Source organism: Salinimicrobium aquimaris (assembly GCF_035607535.1).
Lineage (GTDB): Bacteria > Bacteroidota > Bacteroidia > Flavobacteriales > Flavobacteriaceae > Salinimicrobium.
In genome coordinates this window covers 334,373-361,105 of the sequence record NZ_JAYDZX010000003.1, presented here as the reverse complement: position 1 = coordinate 361,105, position 26,733 = coordinate 334,373, and the positions used below count along the sequence as shown (strand labels likewise).

General features: G+C 42.5%; 29 protein-coding genes and 1 tRNA gene. 15 read left to right on the top strand and 15 right to left on the bottom strand.

Annotated features, from left to right (window positions below):
* Positions 1-123: 123 nt before the first annotated feature.
* Positions 124-1,134 carry a class 1 fructose-bisphosphatase gene (gene fbp, locus VR862_RS07765; RefSeq protein WP_324720385.1) on the bottom strand — a complete coding sequence of 337 codons (1,011 nt, stop codon included), beginning with the start codon at positions 1,132-1,134 and terminating at the stop codon, positions 124-126.
* 115 nt (positions 1,135-1,249) lie between these two features.
* On the opposite strand from fbp, the gene VR862_RS07760 reads away from it, so the two are divergent.
* The 5 genes from VR862_RS07760 (at position 1,250) to VR862_RS07740 (ending at position 5,849) form a co-directional block, all read left to right on the top strand.
* Positions 1,250-1,732, top strand: coding sequence for a GNAT family N-acetyltransferase (locus VR862_RS07760; protein ID WP_324720384.1), 483 nt, complete (start codon positions 1,250-1,252; stop codon positions 1,730-1,732).
* Entirely contained in the window at positions 1,729-2,979 is a 1,251-nt protein-coding gene (locus VR862_RS07755) for an aspartate kinase (RefSeq protein ID WP_324720383.1), read from the top strand. The genes VR862_RS07760 and VR862_RS07755 overlap by 4 nt, the downstream gene beginning before the upstream one ends.
* Positions 2,980-3,006: 27 nt before the next feature.
* Entirely contained in the window at positions 3,007-4,830 is a 1,824-nt protein-coding gene (locus tag VR862_RS07750) for a GNAT family N-acyltransferase (RefSeq protein ID WP_324720382.1), read from the top strand.
* An 83-nt stretch (positions 4,831-4,913) separates the two neighbouring features.
* Positions 4,914-5,564: an SDR family oxidoreductase gene (locus tag VR862_RS07745; protein ID WP_324720381.1), complete on the top strand. Its 651-nt coding sequence runs from the start codon at positions 4,914-4,916 to the stop codon at positions 5,562-5,564.
* 84 nt (positions 5,565-5,648) lie between these two features.
* A complete protein-coding gene (locus VR862_RS07740) occupies positions 5,649-5,849 on the top strand; it encodes a YwbE family protein (RefSeq protein ID WP_324720380.1) in 201 nt (66 codons plus the stop codon).
* A gap of 652 nt (positions 5,850-6,501) precedes the next feature.
* On the opposite strand, the gene VR862_RS07735 is transcribed toward VR862_RS07740, so the two are convergent.
* Entirely contained in the window at positions 6,502-7,701 is a 1,200-nt protein-coding gene (locus VR862_RS07735; RefSeq protein WP_324720379.1) for an MFS transporter, read from the bottom strand.
* Between the two features lie 304 nt (positions 7,702-8,005).
* Here VR862_RS07735 and VR862_RS07730 point away from each other — a divergent pair, with 304 nt between their 5' ends.
* The 7 genes from VR862_RS07730 (at position 8,006) to VR862_RS07700 (ending at position 12,259) form a co-directional block, all read left to right on the top strand.
* Positions 8,006-8,503: a hypothetical protein gene (locus VR862_RS07730; protein ID WP_324720378.1), complete on the top strand. Its 498-nt coding sequence runs from the start codon at positions 8,006-8,008 to the stop codon at positions 8,501-8,503.
* Positions 8,504-8,516: 13 nt separating this feature from the next.
* Complete coding sequence (locus VR862_RS07725; protein ID WP_324720377.1) at positions 8,517-9,023, top strand: hypothetical protein; 507 nt, start codon at positions 8,517-8,519, stop codon at positions 9,021-9,023.
* 187 nt (positions 9,024-9,210) lie between these two features.
* On the top strand, positions 9,211-10,032 hold the full coding sequence (locus VR862_RS07720) for a hypothetical protein (RefSeq protein ID WP_324720376.1): 822 nt from the start codon (positions 9,211-9,213) through the stop codon (positions 10,030-10,032).
* Between the two features lie 157 nt (positions 10,033-10,189).
* Positions 10,190-10,654, top strand: coding sequence for an N-acetyltransferase (locus VR862_RS07715; protein ID WP_324720375.1), 465 nt, complete (start codon positions 10,190-10,192; stop codon positions 10,652-10,654).
* Between the two features lie 166 nt (positions 10,655-10,820).
* On the top strand, positions 10,821-11,210 hold the full coding sequence (locus VR862_RS07710; protein ID WP_324720374.1) for a VOC family protein: 390 nt from the start codon (positions 10,821-10,823) through the stop codon (positions 11,208-11,210).
* A gap of 58 nt (positions 11,211-11,268) precedes the next feature.
* Positions 11,269-11,787, top strand: coding sequence for a hypothetical protein (locus VR862_RS07705; RefSeq protein WP_324720373.1), 519 nt, complete (start codon positions 11,269-11,271; stop codon positions 11,785-11,787).
* 31 nt (positions 11,788-11,818) lie between these two features.
* Positions 11,819-12,259 carry a DinB family protein gene (locus VR862_RS07700; RefSeq protein ID WP_324720372.1) on the top strand — a complete coding sequence of 147 codons (441 nt, stop codon included), beginning with the start codon at positions 11,819-11,821 and terminating at the stop codon, positions 12,257-12,259.
* Between the two features lie 5 nt (positions 12,260-12,264).
* Here the strand turns inward: VR862_RS07700 and VR862_RS07695 are convergent, their stop codons facing one another.
* The 13 genes from VR862_RS07695 to VR862_RS07635 all read right to left on the bottom strand — a co-directional run bounded on the left by VR862_RS07695 (position 12,265) and on the right by VR862_RS07635 (position 25,348).
* The gene (locus VR862_RS07695; protein WP_324720371.1) at positions 12,265-12,651 is read right to left on the bottom strand and encodes a VOC family protein; all 387 of its coding nucleotides are present in this window, start codon (positions 12,649-12,651) and stop codon (positions 12,265-12,267) included.
* 145 nt (positions 12,652-12,796) lie between these two features.
* The gene (locus tag VR862_RS07690) at positions 12,797-13,744 is read right to left on the bottom strand and encodes a 2-hydroxyacid dehydrogenase (RefSeq protein ID WP_324720370.1); all 948 of its coding nucleotides are present in this window, start codon (positions 13,742-13,744) and stop codon (positions 12,797-12,799) included.
* Between the two features lie 6 nt (positions 13,745-13,750).
* A complete protein-coding gene (locus VR862_RS07685; protein ID WP_324720369.1) occupies positions 13,751-14,125 on the bottom strand; it encodes a cupin domain-containing protein in 375 nt (124 codons plus the stop codon).
* A gap of 671 nt (positions 14,126-14,796) precedes the next feature.
* The gene (mgtE, locus tag VR862_RS07680) at positions 14,797-16,149 is read right to left on the bottom strand and encodes a magnesium transporter (protein ID WP_324720368.1); all 1,353 of its coding nucleotides are present in this window, start codon (positions 16,147-16,149) and stop codon (positions 14,797-14,799) included.
* Positions 16,139-16,981, bottom strand: coding sequence for a 16S rRNA (adenine(1518)-N(6)/adenine(1519)-N(6))-dimethyltransferase RsmA (gene rsmA, locus VR862_RS07675; RefSeq protein ID WP_324720367.1), 843 nt, complete (start codon positions 16,979-16,981; stop codon positions 16,139-16,141). The genes mgtE and rsmA overlap by 11 nt, the downstream gene beginning before the upstream one ends.
* Before the next feature lie 15 nt (positions 16,982-16,996).
* Positions 16,997-17,305, bottom strand: a complete 309-nt coding sequence (locus VR862_RS07670) for a DUF4286 family protein (RefSeq protein ID WP_324720366.1) — start codon at positions 17,303-17,305, stop codon at positions 16,997-16,999.
* 44 nt (positions 17,306-17,349) lie between these two features.
* Complete coding sequence (locus VR862_RS07665; RefSeq protein ID WP_324720365.1) at positions 17,350-19,134, bottom strand: tetratricopeptide repeat protein; 1,785 nt, start codon at positions 19,132-19,134, stop codon at positions 17,350-17,352.
* Positions 19,135-19,267: 133 nt separating this feature from the next.
* Complete coding sequence (gene serS, locus VR862_RS07660; RefSeq protein ID WP_324720364.1) at positions 19,268-20,539, bottom strand: serine--tRNA ligase; 1,272 nt, start codon at positions 20,537-20,539, stop codon at positions 19,268-19,270.
* 75 nt (positions 20,540-20,614) lie between these two features.
* A complete protein-coding gene (locus VR862_RS07655) occupies positions 20,615-21,934 on the bottom strand; it encodes an HTTM domain-containing protein (RefSeq protein ID WP_324720389.1) in 1,320 nt (439 codons plus the stop codon).
* Positions 21,924-22,862: a bifunctional riboflavin kinase/FAD synthetase gene (locus VR862_RS07650; protein WP_324720363.1), complete on the bottom strand. Its 939-nt coding sequence runs from the start codon at positions 22,860-22,862 to the stop codon at positions 21,924-21,926. The genes VR862_RS07655 and VR862_RS07650 overlap by 11 nt, the downstream gene beginning before the upstream one ends.
* 8 nt (positions 22,863-22,870) lie before the next feature.
* Complete coding sequence (gene pth, locus VR862_RS07645; RefSeq protein ID WP_324720362.1) at positions 22,871-23,497, bottom strand: aminoacyl-tRNA hydrolase; 627 nt, start codon at positions 23,495-23,497, stop codon at positions 22,871-22,873.
* A gap of 74 nt (positions 23,498-23,571) precedes the next feature.
* Complete coding sequence (locus tag VR862_RS07640; RefSeq protein ID WP_324720361.1) at positions 23,572-24,198, bottom strand: 50S ribosomal protein L25/general stress protein Ctc; 627 nt, start codon at positions 24,196-24,198, stop codon at positions 23,572-23,574.
* Between the two features lie 208 nt (positions 24,199-24,406).
* Positions 24,407-25,348 (bottom strand): ribose-phosphate pyrophosphokinase, encoded by a 942-nt coding sequence (locus VR862_RS07635; protein ID WP_324720360.1) that lies wholly within the window; start codon positions 25,346-25,348, stop codon positions 24,407-24,409.
* Positions 25,349-25,556: 208 nt separating this feature from the next.
* Between VR862_RS07635 and VR862_RS07630 the strand changes: the two genes are divergently transcribed.
* The 3 genes from VR862_RS07630 to VR862_RS07620 all read left to right on the top strand — a co-directional run bounded on the left by VR862_RS07630 (position 25,557) and on the right by VR862_RS07620 (position 26,688).
* On the top strand, positions 25,557-25,904 hold the full coding sequence (locus tag VR862_RS07630; protein WP_324720359.1) for a GIY-YIG nuclease family protein: 348 nt from the start codon (positions 25,557-25,559) through the stop codon (positions 25,902-25,904).
* Positions 25,905-25,986, top strand: a tRNA-Leu gene (locus tag VR862_RS07625).
* Between the two features lie 114 nt (positions 25,987-26,100).
* Positions 26,101-26,688: a HupE/UreJ family protein gene (locus tag VR862_RS07620; protein WP_324720358.1), complete on the top strand. Its 588-nt coding sequence runs from the start codon at positions 26,101-26,103 to the stop codon at positions 26,686-26,688.
* Positions 26,689-26,733 lie beyond the last annotated feature (45 nt).

The window sequence follows — 26,733 nt, the reverse complement described above, 5'->3', positions numbered from 1 at the left end:
AGAGTTAAGAGTTAAGAGTTAAGAGTTAAGAGTTAAGAGTTAAGAGTTAAGAGTTAAGAGTTAAGAGTTAAGAGTTAAGAGTTATATTAATTTCCTTCGGAAATTTTATTTTAGAGGAAGGTGTTATTCAGGGTCTTTGGCCATGAACTCTTCAACCTTTTCAACCATATCTGTATTCCCACAAAAGAACGGCACCCGTTGATGCAGCTCGGTTGGATCTATATCGAGGATGCGGTTAAAGCCGTCACTTGCCTTTCCACCGGCCTGTTCTGCAATAAAGGCCATTGGATTACATTCATAAAGCAGCCTTAGCTTTCCTTTTGGTGCACTGGACGTGGTTGGGTAAAAATAAATCCCACCCTTGATCATATTGCGATGGAAATCGGAGACCAGGGAACCTATATATCGTGAAGTATAAGGCCGGTTATCTTTTTCTTCCTGGCAGTACTTAATGTAATTTTTCACTCCGCGTGGAAAATGGATGTAATTTCCTTCATTTACCGAATAGATATTTCCGGTTTCAGGAAACTTCATGTCGGGGTGCGACAGGTACCAGGAGCCCAGGGCCGGGTTAAGGGTAAAGCCATTTACGCCGTGACCGGTGGTGTAGACCAGCATGGTCGAAGTTCCATATACTATATAACCGGCGGCCACTTGTTTGTGTCCCGGCTGTAGAAAATCTTCCATCTGCACCGGGGTACCAATAGGACTAACCCTTCTATAAATGGAAAAGATGGTCCCAACAGAAACATTCACGTCGATGTTCGAACTACCGTCCAGCGGGTCCATTAGAACCACATATTTATTCTTATGATCCCCATTTTGCCCTGCAATGGTAATGAAATCCTCCATTTCTTCGGAAGCAATTCCGCAGACAATCTCCCTGTTGGTAAGGGTCTGGATGAATTTTTCATTTGCGTAAACATCCAGTTTTTGCTGATCTTCCCCTTGCACATTGGTCTCTCCTGCCGCCCCGGTAATATCCACCAATCCGGCTTTGTTTACCTCATGGTTCACCACTTTTGCGGCTAGCCTGAGGGAGTTGATCAATCGGGAAAGCTCTCCGGAAGAGTAGGCAAATTCTGCCTGATTCTCAATAATAAATTCGCCTAAAGTCTGATTTTTCTTGACCATTGAAGTTTTAGTATGCGTACCAAACAAAACTAAAGCAAATAATTTTAAGCGACTATAACGATGTCGTAATTAAATCTTAAAATCAAATCTCTACTTTTGTTCTTAAACCAATGCTATGAATACTATAATTCGCGACGCCAGGAAAGAAGATATGCCGGCCGTGCTGGAGCTCATTAAAGAACTGGCAGCCTTTGAAAAAGAACCCGATGCGGTGATCACCACAGTAGAAACCTTGGAAAAAGAAGGTTTTGGAGAACATCCTTTGTTTCACGTTTTTGTAGCCGAAGTGGACGGAAAAATTGAAGGAATGGCTTTGGTCTATTACCGTTTTTCTACCTGGAAAGGCCGCACCTTACATCTCGAAGATCTAATAGTAAGAGAGGAAAAACGAGGTACAGGGCTTGGAAATGCGCTCTATAGAAAAGTGATTGAGTATGCGAAATCTCAAGGTCTAAAGCGGGTAGAATGGGTGGTGCTGGACTGGAATCAGCATGCAATTGATTTTTACCATCGCAGTGGCGCCAACATTCTTAAGGATTGGTATACCGTACAGATGGATGAAAATGGCATCACTAAATTTGTAGAAACCAATTCATGAAAGTCTTTAAGTTTGGAGGTGCGTCTGTAAAAGATGCCAACGGAGTAAAAAATGTACTGCAGGTGTTGCGGGGAGAAGGTATTGCCGAAAAACTAGTGGTAATTTCGGCCATGGGTAAGACCACCAATGCGCTTGAAGAAGTTGTAAAAGATTATCTCCAAAAAGGGGATTTTAATGATACACTTCAGCCTGTAAAAGAATTTCACCGGGAGATCATGCTCGGCCTTTTTGAAATTAAAGAACATGAAGCTTTTAATGCGGTGAGAGGACTGTTTCAGGAGTTGGAGAATTTCCTGAACCACAATCGTTCTACGAATTACGATTTCGTATATGACCAGGTGGTGATCTATGGAGAGCTACTTTCAACCACCATAGTTAGCCACTTTCTGAATTCCAAAGGTGTCAAAAATGACTTTTTAGACGCCCGCTTTTGCATACGTACAGACAGCACTTACCGTGATGCGCAGGTACAGTGGGAGGAAACACAGGCCCAGATAAAACTGAAGGTAAATCCTGAAAACCTCACCATCACCCAGGGATTCATTGGTGCAGATCCAAACAATTTTTCCACCACCTTGGGCAGGGAGGGCAGTGATTATACCGCCGGAATTTTCGCTTACTGTCTCAATGCCCACAGCGTGACCATCTGGAAAGATGTTCCGGGGGTATTGAATGCCGATCCACGGGTTTTCAAAGATCATCACCTGCTGGAACAGATCTCCTATGAAGAGGCCATAGAACTGGCATTCTACGGGGCTTCAGTTATACATCCAAAAACCCTTCAGCCGCTGCAGCGAAAGGAAATTCCGCTTTTTGTGAAGTCATTCCTTAATCCTGCAAATCCGGGAACGGCTGTAAGAAAGGGACAGCCAATACTTCCGAAGATACCTTGTTTTATAGTCAAAAAAGATCAGGTCTTGATCTCCTTGTCCTCTCTTGATTTCTCATTTATCCTGGAAAAGAATATCAGTGAAATCTTCAGCTTATTCCATAAATACCAGATCAAGGTAGACCTAATACAGAATTCGGCTATAAGCTTTTCCGTATGTATTGACAATAAATTTAATAACTTAGAAAAGTTGTTAAGTCATTTGAAGGCGACTTTTAGGATAAGTTATAATACAGGAGTTTCCCTGTATACCATCAGGCATTTTGACGAGAAGGCGGTGCAGGAACTGGAAAAGGAAAAGAAGATCCTCCTGAAACAAACCACCCGGGAAACGGTACAGATAGTTGCCATTCCTTGATTACTTGGCTTTAAAAAAATTTACTGAATGGGAATAGTTAGTGCAAAAGAAGTTGCAAAAGTCATGAATTTGGACAAATTCGGAATTTTGGGAACTTCAATGGGCTGGGTAGTGCTTCAAACCACCAAACTCTCTGTGATCAACAAGGAATATGAAAAGCGGAAGCACATGACAGCGCCCCAATTCATTGATTCTATTCTGAAGGCTTTTGAGATAGACTTTGATATTCCTGAAGATGACCTGAAAAGGATCCCGAAGTCGGGACCTTTCATCACTATTTCAAATCACCCGCTGGGAGGGATTGACGGGATGATCCTTCTAAAGTTGCTGCTTTCTCAACGGGAGGATTTTAAGGTCATAGCAAATTTTTTACTTCAACGCATCGAGCCGGTACAGCCGTATATCATGCCCGTCAATCCTTTTGAGGACCATAAAGAGGCACAGAGCAGTACCAGGGGCCTTAAAGAGGCTATTATGCATTTGCGGGATGGAAAACCCCTGGGGATCTTTCCTGCCGGGGAGGTGTCAACCTATAGAGATGAACGTCGAATTGTCGACCGGCCGTGGGACCCTGCTGCCATCAAACTTATTCAAAAAGCAAAAGTGCCTGTGATCCCCATTTATTTTCATGCGAAGAACAGCACCTTCTTTTACAGGCTGGCCTCGGTAAGTGATATTTTACGTACTGCAAAACTGCCGAGTGAAATGCTGTCTCAAAAGAAACGTAAGATCAAGGTACGGATAGGGAATGCCATTTCTCCTCAGGATATTGCAGATATCACTACCGTAGAATCCCTTACTGCATTTCTACGTCGCAAGACGTATATGCTGGCAAATGCCTTTGAAAAAAAGCCATTTTTGAAAGGAATTCCGAAAAATTTTAAGATTCCGAAGCCACCAAAGAAGATCGTGGAAGAGACCAGCGGCGATTTGATGCTCGAAGAGGTCGAAACCTGTCGTAAACTGGACAAGCGCCTGCTGGAGAGCAAGAACTATGAAGTATTTCTGGCTAAAAAGGAGATCATACCCAACATTTTAAAAGAAATAGGACGTTTGCGGGAGATCACCTTCAGGGCGATTGGAGAGGGCACGAATATGTCAACAGACCTCGATAAGTTCGACGAATATTATTACCACATGTTCCTTTGGGATAATGAAGCCAACAAAATTGCCGGGGCCTACAGGATGGGAATGGGAGCCGAGATCTATGAGCAGTATGGCATCAACGGATTTTACCTGCAGGATCTCTTTAGGTTTGAACCAGAACTGCATAAAATGATGAGCGAATCCATTGAGATGGGAAGAGCTTTCATCATCAAAGAATACCAGCAGCGGCCTATGCCTCTATTCTTGCTCTGGAAGGGAATTGTGCATTGCACTCTAAGATTTCCGAAGCACAAATATCTTATTGGAGGCGTAAGCATCAGCAATAAATTCTCAAATTTCTCCAAATCCCTCATGATCGAGTTTATGCGCTCGCATTACTATGATCCCTATGTGGCACAGTACATAAGGCCGAAAAAAGAATTTAAGGTAAAGCTGAAGGATGGCGATAAGGAATTCATTTTTGACGAAACCCAGGCCGATCTTAATAAGTTTGACAAGATCATTGACGAGGTGGAGCCCGGAAGCATGAGATTACCGGTACTTATTAAAAAATACATCAAGCAGAACGCCAAGGTCGTGGCCTTTAATGTGGATCCCTTATTTAACGATGCGGTTGACGGGTTGATGTACATTAGGATCGCCGATCTTCCTGAAAGTACGGTAAGACCCGTACTGGAAGAGTTCCAGCAGGAACTGGAGCGAAAGGTGACCGAGATGCGCAGGAAGGGAGAATTTCCGAAGTAGCAGCTCTACCATACAAAATTTAGAGGATTGGAAATGGCTTTTTTGATGCGTAACTTGCTGGTTCAGGAATAAAAATTCAGAAAATGGAAAAGATATTGATCGTTGGAGCTACAGGAAGTACTGGAAAAAGGATCATCGAGATCCTTAACAACAGTCAGAGTTTTGAGCCGGTGGCCATGATAAGAAAAGAAGAGCAGCAGCAAATCTTTGATGACATGGAAGTGAAGTGGGTGCACGCAGACCTCGAGCAGGAGGATCTGAGCCCGGCATTAAAAGGTGTCAAAAAGGTGATCTTCTGCGCAGGCTCCGGAGGGGATACAGGACCTGAAAAAACGACCGAAGTAGATGAAAAAGGTGCAATAAAGATCATAGATGCTGCCAAAAAAGCTAAGGTGAAAAAGTTCATAATGCTAAGCTCCATGGGGGCCGATGAACCTTCAAAGCACAAAAAGCTGGAGCACTATCTCGAGGCCAAAGCAGCAGCCGATCAACATTTGCGCAACAGCGGACTCGATTACACCATAATTCGTCCAGGCGCTCTTACAGATGATATGGGCACCGGAAAGGTGAAATTGGCCGAAAAACTTGATGGCAGCGGGGAAATTCCGCGGGACGACGTGGCTTTTCTGCTTATCATGTCCCTTGCCGATCCTCTTGTGAAGAACATGACCTTTGAGGCTGTGGAAGGTGACGAGCCAATAAAGTCGGCTATGATCGAACTGAGCAGAGAATAGAGTAGACGGTAGTTTTTTTAGACGGTAGATTTAGACATTAGATTTTAGACGTTAGACATTAAACCTTTAACCTTAGACCTTCCCATGAAGCCTACGAGAAAAGAAATTGGTCCTGGTACACGGGTTGCTATAGTGCAGAAGCAGGACCAGCGGTCGGGCAGATTGACCTATGGCTACGTGGCTGACATCCTCACCAAATCTCCTATGCATCCACATGGTATCAAGGTCCGATTGGAAACAGGGGAAGTGGGAAGGGTTCAGAAGATTGAGGATTCACTGGCGTGATTCCCAATTATCAATGATCAATGATCAATTAACAGCTTCATAAGCCGTCGATTCGGGTGAATTTTGAATTGTGGTAATTCAATACGCCATCAATTCGAGTGTTTTGACTGAGAGGGAGCGAAGACAAAAAGTATCGAGAATTAGACGTATCCTGAACTCCCGTACTTCTCGATACGTTTTTCAGTGCTTTCGCACTTAAAAAACACTCGAAGTGACGGGAATTTGGATTTGACTGTCGATGTCAATTCTAAATGAATTTTGGACTGCGCTACATCAATACGCCGTCATTTCGAGTGCTTTGACTGAGAGGGAACGAAGGCAAAAAGGATCGAGAATAATGCGTATCCCGTACTTCTCGAGTGCTTTCGCACTTAAAAACACTCGAAGTGACGGGAATTTGTATTTGACTGTCGACGTCAATTCCAAGAAATTTGAACTGCGCTACATCAACTCGCCGTCAATTCGAGTGTTTTGACGGAGAGGGAGCGAAGGCAAAAGTATCGAGAATTAGACGTATCCCAGACTCCCGTACTTCTCGATACGTTTTTTCAGTGCGTTCGCACTTAAAAAACACTCGAAGTGACGGGAATTTATATTTGAGGGAATCTGGTACTGCGTTAGCAGGAAAAAATTTGTGTCGGGAATAAGGCCGCTAATCCTGATAAGACCTAATCCGCTGCGAATTGATAATTATACCCGTCATGACCACGAAGATCCCGCCCATTAAATATTCAAACCCAACCCCGGCATCCATCAACAGTCCAACTACAAGCGGACCTAAGGCAGTAGAGATAACAGAGAACATGGTAAAGACACTTCTTATCACCCCCATTTTTTCGGTGCCATAGAGTTCTGCAATCAGCGCAGTTTTTACAGTTCCCGAAACTCCCATGCTAATACCGGCAGTAATGAGAAAGATCAAGGCTCCCAGGATACTTTCCATAAAGGCAAAAGGTAGCAAGCCCAGATTTATGGGGATAAGGTAGTACTGGAATAATTTTCTTGCGGTGAACTTGTCCACCCATACCCCTCCAAAAAGAGAAAAAAGGAAGCGGGTTATGGCGTAAAAGGTAAAGAAGGTAGCATACAACTGTACCGACCAGCCTTTGTTCTCCACAAACACGTACTGATAAAAAAAGATCGCAGTAGCCCCGAAACTCAGGATAAAGCTGGCGGGCATCATCACCCCGAACTTCCTGTCAAAAACCACAGTCTTATAGTCCTTTAGCAAGGAAAATGGCGACGGACTCCCCTTGGTGGAAAGCTTCTCATCAAAGTAACCGAGCCGGGTAAACTTGAGCCGAACGAGGTAAAGCAGCAGCGCGACTCCACTCGCAATAGCCGCAACCCGCCAGTCAAACCAGCTTATGAGGAAAGCGATGATGAGCGGAAATATGGCTTCCCCCACAGAAAATCCCAGCGAGGAAAAACTAAGGGCTTTACCGCGGTCGTTAACGTATTGCTTGGACATGATGGTCATGCTTATGTGAGTTAACAACCCCTGCCCTGCCAGGCGAAGGCCTATAACAGCAACTATTAGCAGGATCACACTTTGTGAGACTCCCAGCAGAATGCTGGAAAGGGCTAGGGTAGTAACGGTGAAGGCAGTAACCTTTTTTACCGGTTTATGATCTACCGTGTGACCTACCGAGAGCATAATGAATGACGCCGCAATGGTACAGCCGGCATAGATAGCACCAAAAGCTCCTTCGGAAATACTGAAAGACCTGATGATCTCGGGCACATAGAGAGAGATCAGGAAGGTTTGTCCAAAGCCCGACAACAGCGTGAGCAGCCAGCCAAAGCTTACGGTCCTGAAATTTCCCTTTAAAAAGTAAAAATAGTCCTTCATTTCAGCCTGCAAAGGTAAGGCGTTCTTTGGGCTGAAGAAAAGTTAGCCGCGCTTTAGCACAACTTTAAAAGAAAAGGTTTTCGCCCATTCCCGATACAATACCTGGTCTCCAATTTAAAGCCGCTTTTGTTCCTATTCCATTGCTTTACGGTTTTCCCTCAGCTTCTTTAACAGATATTTAATAGCTTTACTAAGGCCACAAGAACATTTCTTTATTCGGGAAAATACCGACGGTAAAGGAAAGGTTTTGTTGTGGTATAAGCCGTTTCCACACATTTAAAAGAACGAACACAATAAGAACATTATGAAAAAAATTATGTTACTGCTATTTTTCGGCACCGTGGCAGCCAACGCCCAAATTGAATCGAAGTTAGAAGGAATAACAATTAATTCTCCGTGTGAATTAGAATATATTAGGAATTTAGGGAATCAAAATAACTACAGTTGTCCTTTCCAATATGGAAATAATAAGCTTGACAATTATTCGGTTACAGTTGCCAACCTTCAAACTGAAATGAGTGGCTTTACGGGCAGTAGTTTAGAAACGTATAAAGACACTTTTTTAGAAACCATTAAATCCAACTCAGAAAGTCTTGGAGAAAAAGCAGAATATGTAAAACTCCAAAATGGAATTGAGGCAGTCTCGATGATTTCCAATTTAACTTATGCCGATCAAAATCTAAAAAACATTGCCATTGCTTTTCTTTATAAGCAAAAAAGTTTCGTCGTGAATTTAACCACAAACAATTTTGAACGCACAAATGATGTAGAAAATTTAATTAAAAGGATTCTTTTAAGATAAAAAACAAATGAAAATGAAATATAAAAATATCTGTATTATTATAGTTATTTCTTTGTGCTATGTTTTAAATACAAGTGCCCAAAAAAGATTCTTCATAAACGAAAATTCTTATCCAGCAAGTCAAAGTTTTTCATTACAGAATCCTGAAACTTTTTCAAGTAAACCAGAAATAGATGTGATGTTCGTCAAAAAGGCAGATCAGTATATGTTGGTGCTGAGTAAAAGTGCGCCTATGGGACAATCTCGATTAAAAGGAGATATATTGCTCTATCTTGACGATGGTTCTGTTATTAAATGTGTCGATAGAGGAATTAATGATTATGTCAATGAAACTTCAACTTCGATGTATTATTTATCTGATAGTGGAATTGAAAAACTCAGGAATAGCAACCTTCATACCTTGCGATATTCGACAACGGGAGGTGATTATACTGCAGTTAATAAAGGTAAAGAATCATTGAATATATATGTTCCATTTATAAAAAAGGCAAACGTACCTAAGATTTTGGGTAATTTTTAATTCTAAGCATAGATCCAGGATTTGACACAAAACGTATGGTAACAACATATAAAAACAATGTTTAAATCAGTCTCAAATCGAAAGTCCGTGCTCGCTTGCTTAGCCGATTGTCCTGCGGACAATCAAGCTCGCCAGCTCGCACTGTTTTTATACGAGACGTTGGCACTCATTTGACTCAAAATAAGATATGGAATTTCCCACCTATAATTCCGGGATAGAAGAACTGGAAAAGATTGAATCAATACTGGATAAATTCTGTCCCGAAAAGCCTAACCTTTTAAGTCGACAAATCGGAATATATAAAATCTTTAAAAACATTCTCTCAAATCTCAAATTTTTAAATCACATTAATAATGGTGAATGTGCCACCCAACCTTTTGCGACATTGAGCAGAATGATAATAGATAATTATTCTATCCTTTACTTGATTTCAACATACTCTTCAATAAAAGAACGTGACCTTCGATACTATCTGTATTTAATGGATTCATTAGAAGGAAGAATTAATTTAATTGAGGGTTTTAGTAAAACGGTTCAGAACAATAGCTTAATTAAAGATTTTCAACCGTCAAAGCATGTCATTGATCACGATAAGAGAGCTATTAAAAATCTGATGGCAAAAATAAAGACGGATCAGTTAGATGAAATAGTTTCGGTACGTGTAATTGACAAGAGAAACTGGAAATTTGATAATGACAATCATAAACAAAAAGAGAGATTAAGCTGGGAAGACTTATATATTATAGCAAGAATACCAAAAAGATTTTCCAAAATTGTCCAAAACCATTATTCCACCTATACCCACGGTCTGGGAATGACAATTTTGTACGAGCCAAGAAATGAAAGTTTCGTAGAAAGTACATTTTTGTTATTAAGTTTATTAAACTTAAATATCGCGAGGATTCTGATTGATGAATTTAATTTGAAACCTGACAAGATGGATATTGACCCTCAGTTCGTAAAATTCGTGAACCATCAATGGGAAAATTATCAAAAATGGGATAATTAAAAAACGAGTGCGAACAATAAATATCCCAAACTGCAGGATACCTCCAAAAAATAGCATTTTTGACTACTTTAAAAAGCAGTCTTTAACAACAAATTCAAGTCGCCAAGCCGCAACTTACGTATTTCGAGATGTAGCCGGTTTGATATAACTTTAAAAAGTGGAATTAATTAATCGAAGCAGCCTTTCAAAAGCAGATAAAAAGGAAATATTCCATTTATGGAATAATGAATACCCTGAAAAATTGAGTTATAAATCTCTTCCGGATTTTGAAGTTTACCTTCAGAATTTGACCGGCCAGTCCCATATACTCTTGAAAGATGAAAATCAGAATATCAAAGGCTGGTACTTTGATTTTATGCGTGATAATCAAAAATGGTTCGCGTTAATCTTAGACTCTAAACTTCACGGGAAAGGGTGGGGCACAAAAATGCTCAGTCTGGCAAAAGACAAAGAGAAGGAATTAAATGGATGGGTTATTGACCACAACGCAGACAAAAAGAAAAATGGTGAACGTTATTTGTCCCCCTTGATCTTCTATTTGAAAAACGGATTTAGAAAGTTAGACGAACAAAGACTGGAACTTAATAAGATCTCAGCTGTAAAAATAAATTGGACTAAATAAAACCGGCCAGAAGATAACAGGATGCTCAAGCTTGACTCAATTCGAAACTTTCTGCTCCCTCACCGGTTCGCACTGTTTTCATACGCTACCATTCGTATAATTTAGGAGATCATCTAACGCCAACAAATGGAGAACTATTTTCAAAGTACTTAAATCCCTCAGAAAAATGGCATACAGCTTATCATTTAATCATATAGCTCTTTCTGTAAAAGATGTAGACGAGTCTGTTGAATTTTACCAGAAATTACTTAAGCTGGAAGAAATTAAGAATACTGCCTCAGATTCTAAAACGAGATGGCTATCGCTCAATGAAGAAAAACAACTTCATTTAATTCCCCGGCCTGATTCTGAAATAAAAATTAATAAAGCTGTACATTTTGCTTTGTCCACACCCAATCTAGATCCTATTATATCTAAATTGGAGAAGCTAAAAATCGAATTTTATGACTGGAAGGATAATCGAAATAAAATTCATGTGCGAAAAGATGGGATCAAACAGATCTACTTTCAGGACCCGAACGGATACTGGATAGAAATTAATAATGACGTCAAATAAAACTCAGACCAACTACGGTAGTAATAAGATCACCGTTCCATTAACCTCAGCTTGCTAAATGTTGTTTCGCTCCCTATATGATTCCAGAACTACAAATCTTGAAGCCAGGATTGAAGTGAAGGAGCTGAAGAAGATCTTGAAAGAAAAACCAGAAAGATTTCACCTAAAATGGGTAACGGCTGACAACTTTATAATCAGCTCAAATTTTTCATACGGCAGCAGCTTAATATGGGATGTAAATCGACCCAACACCAAAAGCGAGATCATTTACTATGGAAGAATAACTGAAATGGAGGAATCCAAAACTAAAATTGAACTCAGAACAAGAAGCAAAGATCTTCTTGCCACTTTACTTATCATTTTCCCCATGCTCGTCCTTTTGCTACAGATGATCATTAAATTCGATCGACCGGTTTTCTTAGTACAATTTGCGATCTTTCCGATTGCAATCATAGGTTTATTGTACTTCATTAGAAGCGAAGAAAATGGTTTGCTAAGGATTTTCCAGGAGCACCTGAATGATGAAATATTAAAGTCTGAAATGGACCCTAAAAAATCATTACAGGAGAATAGATGATTAACCTTTATTGAAGAAATCTCCAAATAAAATGAAAGAATTCTTTACTGATATTTTCCAGTACCATCAGCATTTCAACAGGCAATTGATCGATCAGCTAATAGAGAACAAGGATGCTCTCCCGCCCGCGACTTTACCCCTGTTTTGTCATTTACTCAATGCACATCAAATATGGAATGCGAGAATTACAGGTGAAAAGGAGTTTGGGGTGCACGACACCTATTCTTTGGAAGATTGCCTGCGCATAACCCATCAAAACCACCATAGAACTCTTGATATAATTTCGGCCAATGATTTCGACAGGAAGATCAAATACAGAAATTCAAAAGGCATGGAATTCACCAACAGCATTGGGGAAATTCTGTTTCACATTTCAAATCACAGCACCCACCATAGAGGTCAGGTGATAGCGGACCTCAGAAAAAGCGGGATCACTCCTATCACCACCGATTATATTTTCTACAAACGCTAAGGCTGCTATAAAAAAGCTTTGTCAATTGGCTCCCACAGCTCGATCTTATTGCCATCGGGATCCATGATCCAACCGAATTTTCCGTAGTCGAAGGTCTGCATTTCTCCCACGATCTCCACGCCCTCCTTCTCCAGTTCCTTCAGCAACTCTTCCAGGTTCTCCACCCGGTAGTTGACCACAAACTGCTTTTTTGAAGGCTCATAATAGTCGGTGTCGTCCTTCATCGGGCTCCATTGGGTGGAGCAGTCATTCCCTTCCTTGTCCTTCCACCAAAAGGTGCTCCCCCACTGGTCTGTATTTAACCCTAAATGTTTGCTGTACCAATCTTTGGTGGCTTTAGGATCCTTGGTCTTAAAGAAGATCCCGCCGATCCCGGTTACTCTTTTTTTCATGTTTCTTTTGGTTTAGACCGAGAGTTTTTCTGAAAGTAATACGTCATCCTGAAATTATTTCAGGATCTTAAATTCCCACTAGACTGGAAGCTGAAACAAGTTCAGCTTGACGAAAAATGGAACTTTCAAACGGTCTTTTAGTTTTTTATATATCCTTAAAATGATCTGTGATCTTATGCGCAATAGTATCTGCCAGTTTCCTGTGAGATTCCACCGTCCATCCGGCCACGTGCGGACTGAGCAGTACGTTAGGCATCACCAGCAATTCCTGAAGCGCTTGGGGCATCTCGGCACCTTCCGAAAAGAGGCTTTCAAAAGAGCCTTTTTCATACTCCAGTACATCAAGTCCTGCTCCCAGTATTTTACCCGCCTGTAAAGCTTCCACGAGATCTTCGGTCACCACACTTTTACCGCGGGCGGTGTTGAGCAGCCAGAAGGGTTTTGTAAAAGCTGCAATGAAATCTTTGTCGATCATTCGATTCGTTTCCGGCGTCCAGGGTGTGTGCAGGCTGACCACATCACATTCCTTTCTGAAATCTTCCAAAGAAACCTGTTCGGCATGCTCATCTCCTACCCCCTCTAAAATGTCATAACAGAGCACCTTTACATCAAAACCCTGCAGCTTTTTAGCAAAAGACCTGCCCATATTTCCGTAGCCAATGATACCGACAGTTTTTCCTTCCAGTTCTACTCCGCGGTTAGCTTCTCTATACCACAAACCTTCCCGCACCTGCCGGTCTGCTTGGTTGAGTTTGTTGAACAGGGAAAGCAGCATTCCTAGTGCATGTTCACCAACGGCATTCCGGTTGCCTTCGGGAGCAGAAAAGAGTTTCACTCCGCGCTTTTCTGCGTATTCCACGTCTATACTTTCAAGTCCGGCGCCCACGCGGGCGATGAACTTTAGATTGGGTGCGGCATCAAGAAATTCTTTTCCTATTTTGAACCGACTTCTTATCACGATCCCATCGTACAGATGCTGATTTTCCAGGATCTCCTGCTCAGTTTGGTCATAGGCTTCAATGTTGTGATGCCCGGCCACCTCGAGTTGTTGTATAAGCGTAGGATGGTTGGAGTCGGCGTGAAGAATGATCATGAAAAATCAGATTTTTGGATAGTCAGATTGGGTGAGGCTGTCTTTCACGTCTCCGGTGTGTTTGGTACTCAACTTTTCGAAGAGCATGATATGGACTTCTTCCCCGTTTTTGGTCATTGGGCAGTGCTTCACACCTTTGGGAACAATGATGATCTCCCCTTCCTTTACAGTTTCTGTTCGATCTTCAAACTGAAGGTACAAAGTCCCCTTCAACACCTGAAACAACTCGTCTTCCTCATCGTGCTGATGCCAAACGAATTCGTCTTTTACCTTCGCCACCAGCACCTGCATGTCATTCACAATTCCTATTTGCCGCGGATGCCAGTGGTTGCTGAATTTGGTTAATTTTTCTTTGGGATCAATGGGTGTTGAAAATGACATTTTTGGAACATATTAATGAAGAAGCAATTTACATAGAAAATTGGAGAGGATACATGGGTAACTTTTTTACATGTTTTTAGCGGAACATCTTCAGATTTACCCAAGTCCATGTAAACAAATAGTCAGGTGTGGAGAATCTTTGGTTTGCATGATTTTAAAACTTTGGCAAATCTGAACAGGAAACAGCTCCAGATTTGCCAAAGTTCCTATGAATGGTAAGATCTATTTCCTAGATCGAACAGAAGGTTCTGGGAGAGTACTTTGGTAAAACTACTTTAAAGCAGCTCCTCCAGATTTACCAAAGTCCATTTAAACAAATAGTCAGGTCTGGAGAAAGTTTGGTTTTCAAGAATTTGAAAACTTTGGCAAATCTAAACAGGAAAACAGCTCCAGATTTGCCAAAGTTCCTATGAATGGTAAAACCTGGTTCTTAGATCAAACTAAATTTCTTGGGAGAGTACTTTCGTAAATCTACTTTAAAGGAGCTCCTTCAGATTTACCAAAGTCCATGTAAACAAATAGTCAGGTGTGGAGAAAGTTTGATTTTCATAATTTTGCCAAAACTTTGGCAAATCTTTAAGCTTTAGAATTTGGCGCCTGGAATTTGGTATTCAAAATTTGGCCCACCTACGCTGAAGCTCCGGCGGGTAAATGCCTGGAATTTAGGCTCTTTAAAAGCCTAGAATCATTTTTGCGATTGTAAAGTAAATAAGGATCCCAAAAATGTCATTACTGGTGGTAATAAAAGGACCGGTCGCCATCGCCGGATCAATCCCGAATTTATCAAGAATAATAGGAACAAAGGTCCCGATCAAAGAAGCTATCACGATCACCGAAACCAGGGAAATTCCAACGGTAAGGCCAAACCAGAAGTCGAAGCCCAACAGGAAAATTCCGCCGATGATAAGTAGCAGTGCGAGGGCAGCGCCGTTCAGGAGGCTAAGCAGGATTTCTTTTATGAGTCGGTTCCAAAGAGAACCACTCAGGCTTTGATTCGCCAGACCCTGCAGTACAATTGCCGACGATTGTACGCCCACGTTCCCTGCCATTGCCGCAATAAGCGGAACAAAAAAGAAAAGTGCGGCATGCTCCTGCATGGCGGCATCAAAGGTTCCCAATACGGTCACAGAGACAAAACCGCCCAGAAGCGCCAGAATTAGCCAGGGTAATCTTGCACGGGTAAGCCGTAGAATAGAATCATCGGCCTCCACGTCTTCAGATATACCGGCAGCCATCTGGTAATCTCTTTCGGCTTCATCCCGAATGAAATCCACAATATCATCAATGGTGACACGACCAACGAGACGTCCCATTTCATCTACAACCGGAATGGCTTCCAGGTCATATTTTTGCATGATACGCGCTACCTCCTCGCCTTTTGTATGCACAGTAACATAATCCACTTTGTCTATAAATACATCGCTGATGTTAGCTCTGCTTGAGGCTGTGAGCAGGTCCTTCAGGGATAGTCGGCCCTTAAGTTTTCCCTTGTCGTCCACTACGTAGATAGAATGGACACGGGTAACATTTTCGCCCTGGGCTTTCATCTCGGCCAGCGAACCGGTAACACTCCAGTTCTCGTTGACTTTCACAAGCTCCTTTGCCATGAGTCCCCCGGCAGAATTCTCGTCGTAGCGCAGCAGCTCCACAATATGCTCGGCGTGCTCTTCATCGCTCATTTCCTGGATCACCTCCTGCTTTCGCTCTTCAGAAAGTTCGGCGATGATATCGGCAGCATCATCGGTATCCATATTCTCGAGTTCTTCGGCAATTTCTTTGGCCGAAAGATTATCGAGGATACGTTCCCGCACGTCTTCCTCCAGCTCCATAAGGGCCTCGGAAGTTTTGGTGCTGTCAAGCAGTTTTATAATATAGGTTGCCTGGTCGAGGTCGAGTTCGTCGATGATCTCGGCAATATCGGCATGGTGCACCTCATCCAGCAGCTGCAGGAGCTCGGCATCGCGCTTCTCTTCAATGAGATGCTGAATGTGCTCGATATATTCTTCGCTTACCTCAAACTGCATAAGGCTGGATCTTTTGTGTAAGTTCAATGAACCGGGCAGTACTCAGCTGCTCCGGGCGCAAGCCAAAGATACTATCTTCTTTAATATTTTCAGGAAGATCGAAGATTTTCAGACTGTTTCTTAGAGTCTTTCTTCGTTGCTGAAAAGCAGTCTTTACCACTCGGAAAAACAGTTTTTCATCGCAGGGCAGGGAAAGCACTTCTTTCCTGGTTAGCCGAAGCACGCCGCTATCCACTTTTGGAGGCGGATTAAATACTGAAGGCGGCACGGTAAAAAGATATTCCGCCTCGTAAAAAGCCTGTACCAGAACAGAGAGGATCCCGTAGGTCTTACTTCCCTCTTTTTCGCAGATCCTTTGTGCAACTTCCTTCTGAAACATCCCCGAAAACTCCGGAATATACTCCCGAAGCTCCAGCATCTTAAAAACGATCTGCGAAGAAATATTGTAAGGAAAGTTCCCGATGATGGCCAATTGATCCTGCTTAAAAACTTCGCTGATATCGTACTTTAAAAAGTCCTTTTCATGGATCTTTCCTTCGAGTGCAGGATAATGCTCGTGAAGATAGGCCACACTTTCTGTATCGATTTCAATGACATGAATATCAGCATCCTTCCTGAGCAGGTATTTTGTGAGCACGCCCATTCCCGGACCAATCTCCAGAACGTGAGGATATCCTTTGTAGGTGAGAGTATCTGCAATTCTTTCGGCAACAGATTCATCTGTAAGGAAGTGCTGACCAAGATGTTTCTTCGCCCTTACGTCCCCTTCCTGAGGTGCATGCGCAGCCGCATGCTGGTGTTTCCCACCTTTCTTTTTGTAATTCTTCTTCATATAAAGGTGGGATTCTTATTGCTCGCTGATGATCTCCAGTTCCGTCCTGAAGGCTACGAATTTCCCTTCAAAAGGAGCTGTTTTGCTTCGCAAGGTTTTGGCATCTTCGTCGTAATACCGCTGCAGCATCTGCTTACTCTCGGTAGTGTACTGAACAGAATAGGTCACCCCTCCCATTTCCTCGTTCACCATCACCCGCGTCATTAGGGCTTTTATGAATTTTCCGGTGTTGAGCATATCAGGAATGTGTTCTTTTTTCATCCATTCCACCCACTCATCGTGGATATCTTCCTGAATATTTATAGTGACGTTGTAGATATACATAAGATGCTAATAATTTTGCGGCAGGAACGCTGCCAAATGAATGCTTATTCCAGTTCGTCCCCCCGTAATTGCCGGAATTTTTTCCGGGCGTCGACAAAGTAAATACTATCGGCGTAATTAAAGATAATTTTTTCATAAAACTCCTGCGCCTTCCCGGGTTCTTCCAGTTTGTCGGCATAGAGTTCGGCGAGATAAAAATGCGCATTATCCCCTAAAACCCCATTTTTATAATGCTCAATTATTGCTAGATAGTTCTTTTCGGCCTTAGCATATTCCCGGGCCTGCTCATAAAGCCCCGCCTGTTTTAAAAGCGCATCATCTTCTATTTTCTCGCCTTTGTGCTGAGTCAAAACAGAATCCAGGACCTCAATCGCCTTGCTGTTCTTTTCCTGAAATGCCAGAAGATCGGCACGCGCGTACTTCTTTAAGGCAGTTCTCGTACTGTCCTCCTGCGAATTTTCGCTTATTAGCAGGCTGAGTTCCATGGCATCATTTGAGATGAGCTGGGAAGTTGCCGACTTCAATACATCCAGCTGAATTGTAGCCCAATCGAAATCCCCCTTGTAATAACTCGTTTTTGCCACCTTAAATCTTGCCATCTGTGCGATCACATCGTTTTCCACCAGGTTCTGCACCTGGGAATAATAGATCAAAGCCTGATTAAATTTCTCGTCCAGCACAAGAATGTCTGCCAATGCCATTTTTAAAGCTGCTTCTTCCAGCTTCTTTAGATCCCGGTCCAGGAAATTGCGCAGCACTACTTCAGCTTCAGAAATCTTTTGCTGCTTAAAGGCAAGAAAATTGGCGTAGTCGATGTACAGGGACAACATTTGGGAACCACTTCCATAGGTCTCAAAAAGGGTATTATAACCTGCCTCTATTTCCGAATATTTTTCCTGCGGAAGAGTCTCCTGCAGGATATTCAATCTTAGCTGATGCGCCTGAAGTTTCAGATCTTCATTGGGAGCTTCAGCAATAACAAAATCCAGGACTTCAAGCGCCGTTGCAGGTTGCCCCTCTTCCCGCGCCATTACCGTAAGCCGAAGGATCGCGCCCAATCCCTGACCAGACCGGCGGTAGATTGCCTTCTCTTGCTGAAATGCCTTTTGATATTCCTTTTGCTGCACAAACAGCCAGCTCAACATACCGTTGTACAAGATATTCTGATCCTCCTGAAGTCTTTTAAGAAGCAATTTCCTAAAGATAAGGTTTGCTTCATTTTTAGGATCATCTGTAATGAACTGCCCGTAAATGCGGCTCACCCCGGGCAGGAGATTCGGATTATTGCCCAGCACGTCGATGTAATTACTGAACATTTTTTCGATTTCGCCCTGCTCCCCGTAAAGCCTCGCAAGCTGAATATTGTATTCGGCATCGGGATTCATTTTCATTCCCAGTTCATAAGCCGTTACGGCACGATCAAGTTTACTGTACTTTTCAAAGGATCGGGCAATGGAAAAAGCATAATTGGGTCGGGATTCTATAGCTCTTAAAGCTTCGGCATAAAATTGATCGGCCTGAGAAGCGTTCCCCTGCAGCTCATAATTATGACCCAGTTCCACCAGGTAGTGCGGTGCATTGGCAGTGTTGTTCACCCGCTCCTTCAGCAGTTTTTCTGCCTGATTATATTTTTCAAGTTGCTGGTAGGTGGCTATTAATCCGTAGAAAAAAGAAGCGTTATAAGGCTCCTGCTTCAGCAGCTTTTCGTAGATGTTCTCTGCCTTTTCAAATTCTCCGCGGTCGAAATAGTTCTTCGCCAGTTGTTCTGACTGGGAATAGCCTGAAATAACCGTGAAAAGGAGGATGAGAAGGAAGTAGAGATCGCGCATCCCGATTTAATTTTTATAAAGATAAGAAATTGCCCTTTTTAGAACCTGAAAGAGAGGTAATTATTATCCTGAAACAAAAAAACCTCACAGGTTTTGAAAAGCTGTGAGGTTTGTTACCAGTAAAGATTAACTCCTAGTCAATAATATCAAACCCCGTATAAGGCACCAGCACCTCGGGTACTTTTATTCCTGCAGGAGTCTGGTAGTTCTCCAGGATACCTGCGAGGACGCGCGGCAAGGCAAGCGCGCTTCCGTTAAGCGTATGCACCAATTCCTTTTTGCCGTCTTTGTTCTTGTACCGCAACTTGAGCCTGTTGGCCTGAAAAGTTTCAAAATTTGAACACGAACTAATTTCCAGCCAGCGATCCTGTGCTGTAGAGAACACCTCAAAATCGTAGGTTAGAGCTGAAGTGAAGCCAAGATCTCCACCGCAAAGCCTCAGGATGCGGTAAGGCAACTTTAGATCTCTCAAAATATCTTTTACCTGCTCTACCATATTGTCCAGAGCAGCATAAGAATCCTCCGGCTTTTCGAGCCTCACGATCTCCACTTTATCAAACTGGTGCAGGCGATTTAGGCCTCTTACGTGCGCGCCATAGGAACCGGCCTCTCTTCGGAAACAGGGTGTATAACCTGTACATGCGATAGGAAGGTCACCTTCAGAAAGCATATCGTCTCTAAACATATTGGTAATTGGTACCTCTGCAGTTGGAATAAGGTAAAGGTTATCGTCGGTCACATGGTACATTTGCCCCTCCTTATCGGGCAGCTGACCGGTCCCGTAGCCCGAAGCTTCGTTTACCATCAATGGCATTTGAAATTCTGTGTATCCCGCTTTGACATTCTTGTCTAAAAAGTAAGAAATAAGGGCTCTTTGAAGTCGGGCGCCTTTTCCTTTATAAACGGGGAAACCGGCACCGGTGATCTTGTTGCCAAGTTCAAAATCTATGATGTCGTATTTTTTTGCGAGTTCCCAGTGTGGCAGGGCACCTTCGGCAAGTTGCGGTACCTCTCCTTCCTTAAAGACCTCCACATTATCTTCTTCTGAATTTCCTGCCGGAACGAGCTCGTTGGGAATGTTTGGAATATTATATAAAGTCCTGTTGAGCTCCATAGTGGTAGCCGCCAGCTTTTCGGATAATTCTTTTGTAGATTCCTTTAAGTCTGAAGTTTGTTGCTTCAGCTGATTAGCCTTCAGGTGTTCTCCGGTCTTGAACAGCATTCCAATTTCTTTGGAGAGTCGATTAGATTCAGCTAATTTTTCATCGAGTTCGGTCTGGGTGGCACGACGGGTTTCATCCAGCTCAAGCACTTCAGAAAAAATCCCTTCAGCATCAAAATTTCTCTTTTTTAAGGCTTCAATATATGCCTCCTTATTCGCCCTGATATTGGCTACCTGTAACATAGTCTTATTTTTTGAAGATTTGCCGAAACGGCATTTCCGGAATCATAGAACAAAAATAGCAAAAGCCCGAAAACATCAATCTATTGAGGAAGGTAAAATCCAGGAGTGATGTTCAAAATGCTTCCAATCCTCTGCTGCGAGATCCACCTTTGGATCGATAAAAGGCTTATACGGCCTCCCATTCACACTTACTTTGCTATCCACGTAGACCTCAACCTCTCTGCCCGTCTGTTCAAAATCCTCTTCAAGACGTTGTGCAAACTGCCAGATCATATCGGGCTTGGAACCTATGGATCGCTGCTGCTTCTTAGAAAGATACTTACTGTTTTGTATATAGAGCGTATCCTGCGGCTTCGCCTTATCAACGACCTTAAACTGTATTCTCCCCGACTTTGACCTCAACATCATACGCCAGCTAAGCCTGTGCCCTTCCTCGGTCCACAGCACATCATCTTTAAAGAACCAGTGCCTTACCGGCAAAGCCGCCTGTACCAATAGCCAGATGCTCATAAAACCTATGATCAGGTTACGGTGTGGGGGTACCTCGATCTCTCCTGTGGAATAATAGGGCTTCTTCCATAGAAAATAGCGGTTGATCGTTTTTGCCGGAAAAAAGAACAGGATAAAGGCAAGCGCCAAATAAGGGAAGATACCTATCTGGAATACTATGGAATTAAAGATGTGGAAAAATATAGCTGCCAAAAATGCGGGAATCCTCGTTCTTTTCCAGAGCAATAGCGGGATGATCAAAAGATCAAACAGGAATCCGAACCAGGCAATAGTATAGTGTACCCACGTTTGCTGAAGAAAATCCCCTATCAACCAGTAATCCTTTCTCGCAGCCATAAGCATTCCCGGCAGGGTAGCATCAAACCAGTCGGGGTAGATCTTTGCTATGGCAGCGTAGGTATAAACAATGAACATTTGAACCACCAGCAACAGCCAGACCCAGCGCGGCATGCTTATCTTCTTTAGATTGGGCCTTTGCCACACATCAACTGAAGCATAACGGTGCGCCGGAAGCAGGATCATAAGAAAACACAACAGCATCAAAAGGTAATAATGATTGTTGTAGGATGTTTTCTGCATCAGGTAAACCGAAGCCCACATAATGGCGTACATAAAAATGCTGAACCTGTACTTGTAACCCAGCGCCACCAAAAGTCCGAAAAATCCCATCACCGCGTAGTACCAGATCATTCCGTTCCCCGGCAGCGGCTGCAAAAATTCAAAACCGATAAAATTAAAAGTAAATTGGGGCTCAATGAAGACCCTTCGCACCCATCCGGTAAAGATCGCACCTATAGCTTCGATGACCAGCAAAATCCCAAAAAGGATCCTGAACACGATAAGTGCAGAATTATCAATTCGGGTGAAAAGCCATTTATTGAGCATAGTTATCGCGAATGAACTGGAGGCTAAAAGCTTCATCCTGCTTCATGGCCAATTTTAATCCCTCAATGGAATCAAATTTTTTCTCATCTCTTATTCGCGTGAGCAGCTGTATAGAGAGGTACTTTCCATAAAGATCCTTATCAATATCAAAGAAATAAGTTTCTACTGTCTTTTTTGTACCACCAACAGTGGGATTGGTACCTATACTCATCATACCAAAAACCTCCTGCCCGTCAATGACAGAACGCACCACGTAAACGCCATTTTTGGGGATCAACTTGTACTCCTCTTCAATGTGCAGATTTGCCGTGGGATAACTGAATTCCTTTCCCAGTCCTCTCCCCTTTACCACGGTTCCCGCAAGGGCAAAAGGATAGCTTAGGTATTGATTAGCCCTTTCCACTCTTCCCTCCAGTAGTGCTTTCCTGATCTTGGTAGAACTTACGGTCACATCTTCAATATCCTGTTTAGAGATCTCCTCTACTTCAAAATCATATTCCTTTCCAAATTCCCTCAAGTCATTGATGTCGGCAGTACGGTTGCGACCAAACCTGTGGTCGTAGCCAATGATCACCTTTTTAGCCTTTAATTTGTTCACCAGGATATCCCTCACAAATTCCCGGGCTGTAAGGCGCGAGAATTGCTGGGTGAATGGGTGGACTATTAAATGATCGATGCCGCTTTTTTCAAGGATCTCCTTACGTTCTTCAATGGTGTTGATAAGCTTAATATCGGCATCCTTTTGCAGTACCATCCTGGGATGCGGGAAAAAAGTGAGGATCGCCGACTCAAGATTTCCTGCTTTTGCGGTATTCACCAGCCTTTCAATAATCTTTTGATGACCAACGTGCACCCCGTCAAAAGTGCCAATGGTGACAACTGTATGATGACTGCTATTAAAAGCATTTGCTCCTTTATGTTCTTTCAAGTCTGTTCCTATTTCCCGTTAAAGGTATTCATAGTATTATTTATTCCGGCCGTACCAAAGGATCTTATCACTTCAGTTGATTTGTCAAGTCTCTCCGGAAGTTTTTTTGTCTCCTCCTCATCCCATTCTCCCAGTACATAATCCACCTGCCGGCCTTTGGAGAACTCATCACTTATGCCGAAGCGAAAACGGTTGTACCGGGTTGTTCCCAGTTGCGCCTGAATATCTTTTAACCCATTATGGCCACCGTCACTCCCCTTGGTCTTCACCCGAATGGTACCAAAGGGCAAATTAAGATCATCTGTAATGACCAAAAGGTGCTCCAGAGGGACCTTTTCTTTTTGCAACCAGTAATTTACTGCTTTTCCGCTAAGGTTCATATAGGTAGAAGGCTTCAGCAATATAAAGCTGCGGCCTTTGAACTTGTAGGTGGCAAGATCACCTAACTTCTGTGATTCAAAAGTGAGGCCCTCTTTTTCGGCCAGATGGTCCAGTACTTTAAATCCAATGTTATGACGTGTATTGTGATATTTGGGGCCAATATTTCCCAGCCCCACAATTAGAAATTTTTTCATAGGGGAAATTTCTTCTTCTTTAGACGGCTTTGCCAGTAATCTACCAAAGAAAGATAACATGTGTGCTTTTTTGGTAAAAATAAAAAAAGCATCCCATTTCGGGATGCTTTATATTTTGAATAAGAAAAAGACGCCTATTCGTTTTCGTTAACCTCTGTTGCAGGTACTTCATCTGCTGCAGTTTCTTCTTCTTCATCTTCGGTATCGGCGATAACGTTACGAGAAGTTCTAACTTGACAAACAACAGTGTTTTCAGGATGCATGATCTTGAATTTATCACTTTTAAGAGCAGTAACATAAAGCTTGTTTCCAATCTTAAGCGGCGTGATATCTGCTTCAATAAAGTCTGGAAGATTTCCTGGAAGACCTTTCACTCTCATACGACGAAGGTTGAATCTCAACACCCCACCATTTTTCACACCACGTGCAACACCTGTAGTGTGTACAGGAATTTCCATAGTAATTTCTTTGTCTTCGAAGATTTGGTAGAAATCGATGTGCAGAATTGCATCTGTTACCGGGTGGAACTGGATGTCCTGAAGTACAGCATTAAATTTCTCACCACCTTCTAAAGCGATCTCTACAGTATGTACATCTGGGGTGTACACAAGGTCCTTAAAGGCAATCTCGTTTGCTGCAAAGTGTAATGGCTCATCTCCCCCGTATAATACGCAAGGAACCTGTCCAGCATTACGTAGGGCTTTAGTAGCTTTCTTGCCCACGCTTTCTCTTTTAGATCCGTTGATCGTAATTGATTTCATTGTTAAAAATTTTAGGCTGCAAAAGTAAATCTTTTTTTGAGCTAATAAAAGCTTCGGACCTAATTATTTATGACGTGGAAACTTTCCTGGAGAATCAAGAGCCAGGAGTCATGAAATAAGGCCTTATATTTCTTTATTATTTAATGCCCGGCCCAATACTGAGTACTGTAAATTTCGTACTGCTTACTTCTAAAATCTAACTTTTGGATTAGATGACGAATTTCGAACTGATAGACCTGTTGTTGTGAACTCTGTTCATGACATCGGCAAACAGATCGGCACAGGTGACCACGCGGATCTTATTGCTCTCCTTTTTCAGCGGAATGGAATCGGTAACGATAAGTTCGAGAAGCTTGGAGTTCTCGATTCGCTCATAGGCCTCTCCCGATAGCACCGGATGGGTACAAATCGCTCTCACACTTATAGCCCCTCTTTCCATCATAACATCGGCTGCTTTAGTAAGTGTGCCCGCAGTATCTACCATATCATCTACAAGAACAACGTTACGGCCTTCCACATTCCCGATCAATTCCATGTGGGAAATGGTATTAGCCTTTGCTCTTTGTTTATAACAGATCACCACATCACTTTCCATGGCTTTGGAGTAAGCGTAGGCTCTTTTAGAACCACCCATATCCGGCGACGCGATTGTGAGGTTCTCTAAATTAAGACTGCGTAGATAAGGTAGGAAAACTGTGGAAGCGAACAGATGATCCACAGGTTTTTCAAAGAATCCCTGGATCTGGTCTGCGTGGAGATCCATAGTAATAATTCGGGTAGCTCCTGCTGTTTCCAGCATCTTGGCAATAAGTTTTGCAGCAATAGGAACCCTCGGCTTATCCTTCCTATCCTGTCTTGCCCAACCGTAATACGGCATTACCGCTGTAATATGTCTTGCAGATGCTCTTTTTGCAGCATCAAGCATAAGCAGTAGTTCCATAAGGTGATCTGCTCCGGGGTGGGTAGATCCAATGATAAAAACCCGGGAGCCCCTTATAGATTCTTCAAAGGAAGGCTGAAATTCCCCGTCACTGTATGTGGAGGTGATAACCTTTCCCAATTTAGCACCATAAGATTCTGCAATTCTTTCGGCGAGATCCAGACTTTGTTTACAGGAAAAAATTTTAACTGCGGTAGTTACTTCAGGCATTGTGTGTTGTTTGTGGTGTTGCCCTGCAAATTTAGAAATTAATTCCTTTTAGGAAGATTAGCCCGGCTTGTTTATTAGGTGAATAAAAATAAAAAACATCTGGGCTACAATAGTAAAAAATGCAAAAAATGAGGTTTCTGAGGGTGCCGTAAACAGAAACTAAAATTCTGCGAGAAAAAATAATTGGAAACACAAAAAATTCTTATTTTTGCCTCCCATTTGCCTTGGTGCCTGCCTGCCGGCAGGCAGGGCGGAATTGGTAGACCTGCCTACCGGCAGGCAGGCGCGCCGGAAAGAAGTTCTTTACATGTTTTACGTTTATGCACTTTCAAGTCTTAATAAGAACTACATATATGTAGGCTTAACTTCTAATCTTGAAAGAAGAATAGATCAACATAACTCCGGCAAAGAAAAAACTACAAGGGGATACCTTCCTTTTGAATTGATTTTTTCCGAGATTTGCAGTTCAAGATCCGAAGCCAGGCTTAGAGAGAAGTACTGGAAATCGGGAACAGGTAAAGAAAAGCTCAAAATAATTCGGGCGAAATTGAAATAAGCCTTGGTGGCGGAATTGGTAGACGCGCTGGATTCAAAATCCAGTTTCTTCGGAAGTGTGGGTTCGATTCCCACCCAAGGTACAAAAAGGCTCATCTCCTGATGGGCCTTTTTATTTTCAATTGACCCACTTCCTTTTCATATATAAATATCTTCCAACAGATTTTTGTAATTTCGGGCCTTTATCTGCTCATTTTATGTCTCAATTCTGGTTATACTTTAGATTAGGCCTGGAACATGTTCTGGATTGGAATGCCTATGATCACATCCTCTTTCTTATTGTCCTGGTTGCCGCATATTCTTTTCTGGCCTGGAAAAAGGTTTTCTGGCTGGTGACCATCTTTACCCTCGGACATACCCTTTCCCTGTTCCTGTCGGTTTATGAAATTGTGCTGGTAGATACAGCCTGGGTAGAATTCCTAATCCCCATAACCATCCTGATTACTGCCATCTTCAATATCCTGAACGCAAAAAAAAGAGAGAACAAAAACAACATCAGTATCCTGTATTTCACTACTGCTTTCTTTGGCATCATCCACGGCCTGGGATTTTCGACCTATTTCAAGATGATCGCCAGCGGTACCGAAAGTGTTTTTTTACCCTTACTAGAATTTGCACTGGGAATTGAAGCAGCCCAGATCATTGTTGTCATAGCTGTGCTGCTCCTCAGTTTTTTGTTGCAAAACGTCCTTCGGGTGGAAAGGCGGGATTGGATCCTGGTTGTTTCGGCTATTGTAATTGGTATTATTCTGCCCATACTAAAAGAAAATTACCTTGCTCTCTAAAAAATTTAACTTTCCTTTATTGGATTAATTTCAGTCTTGCAATAA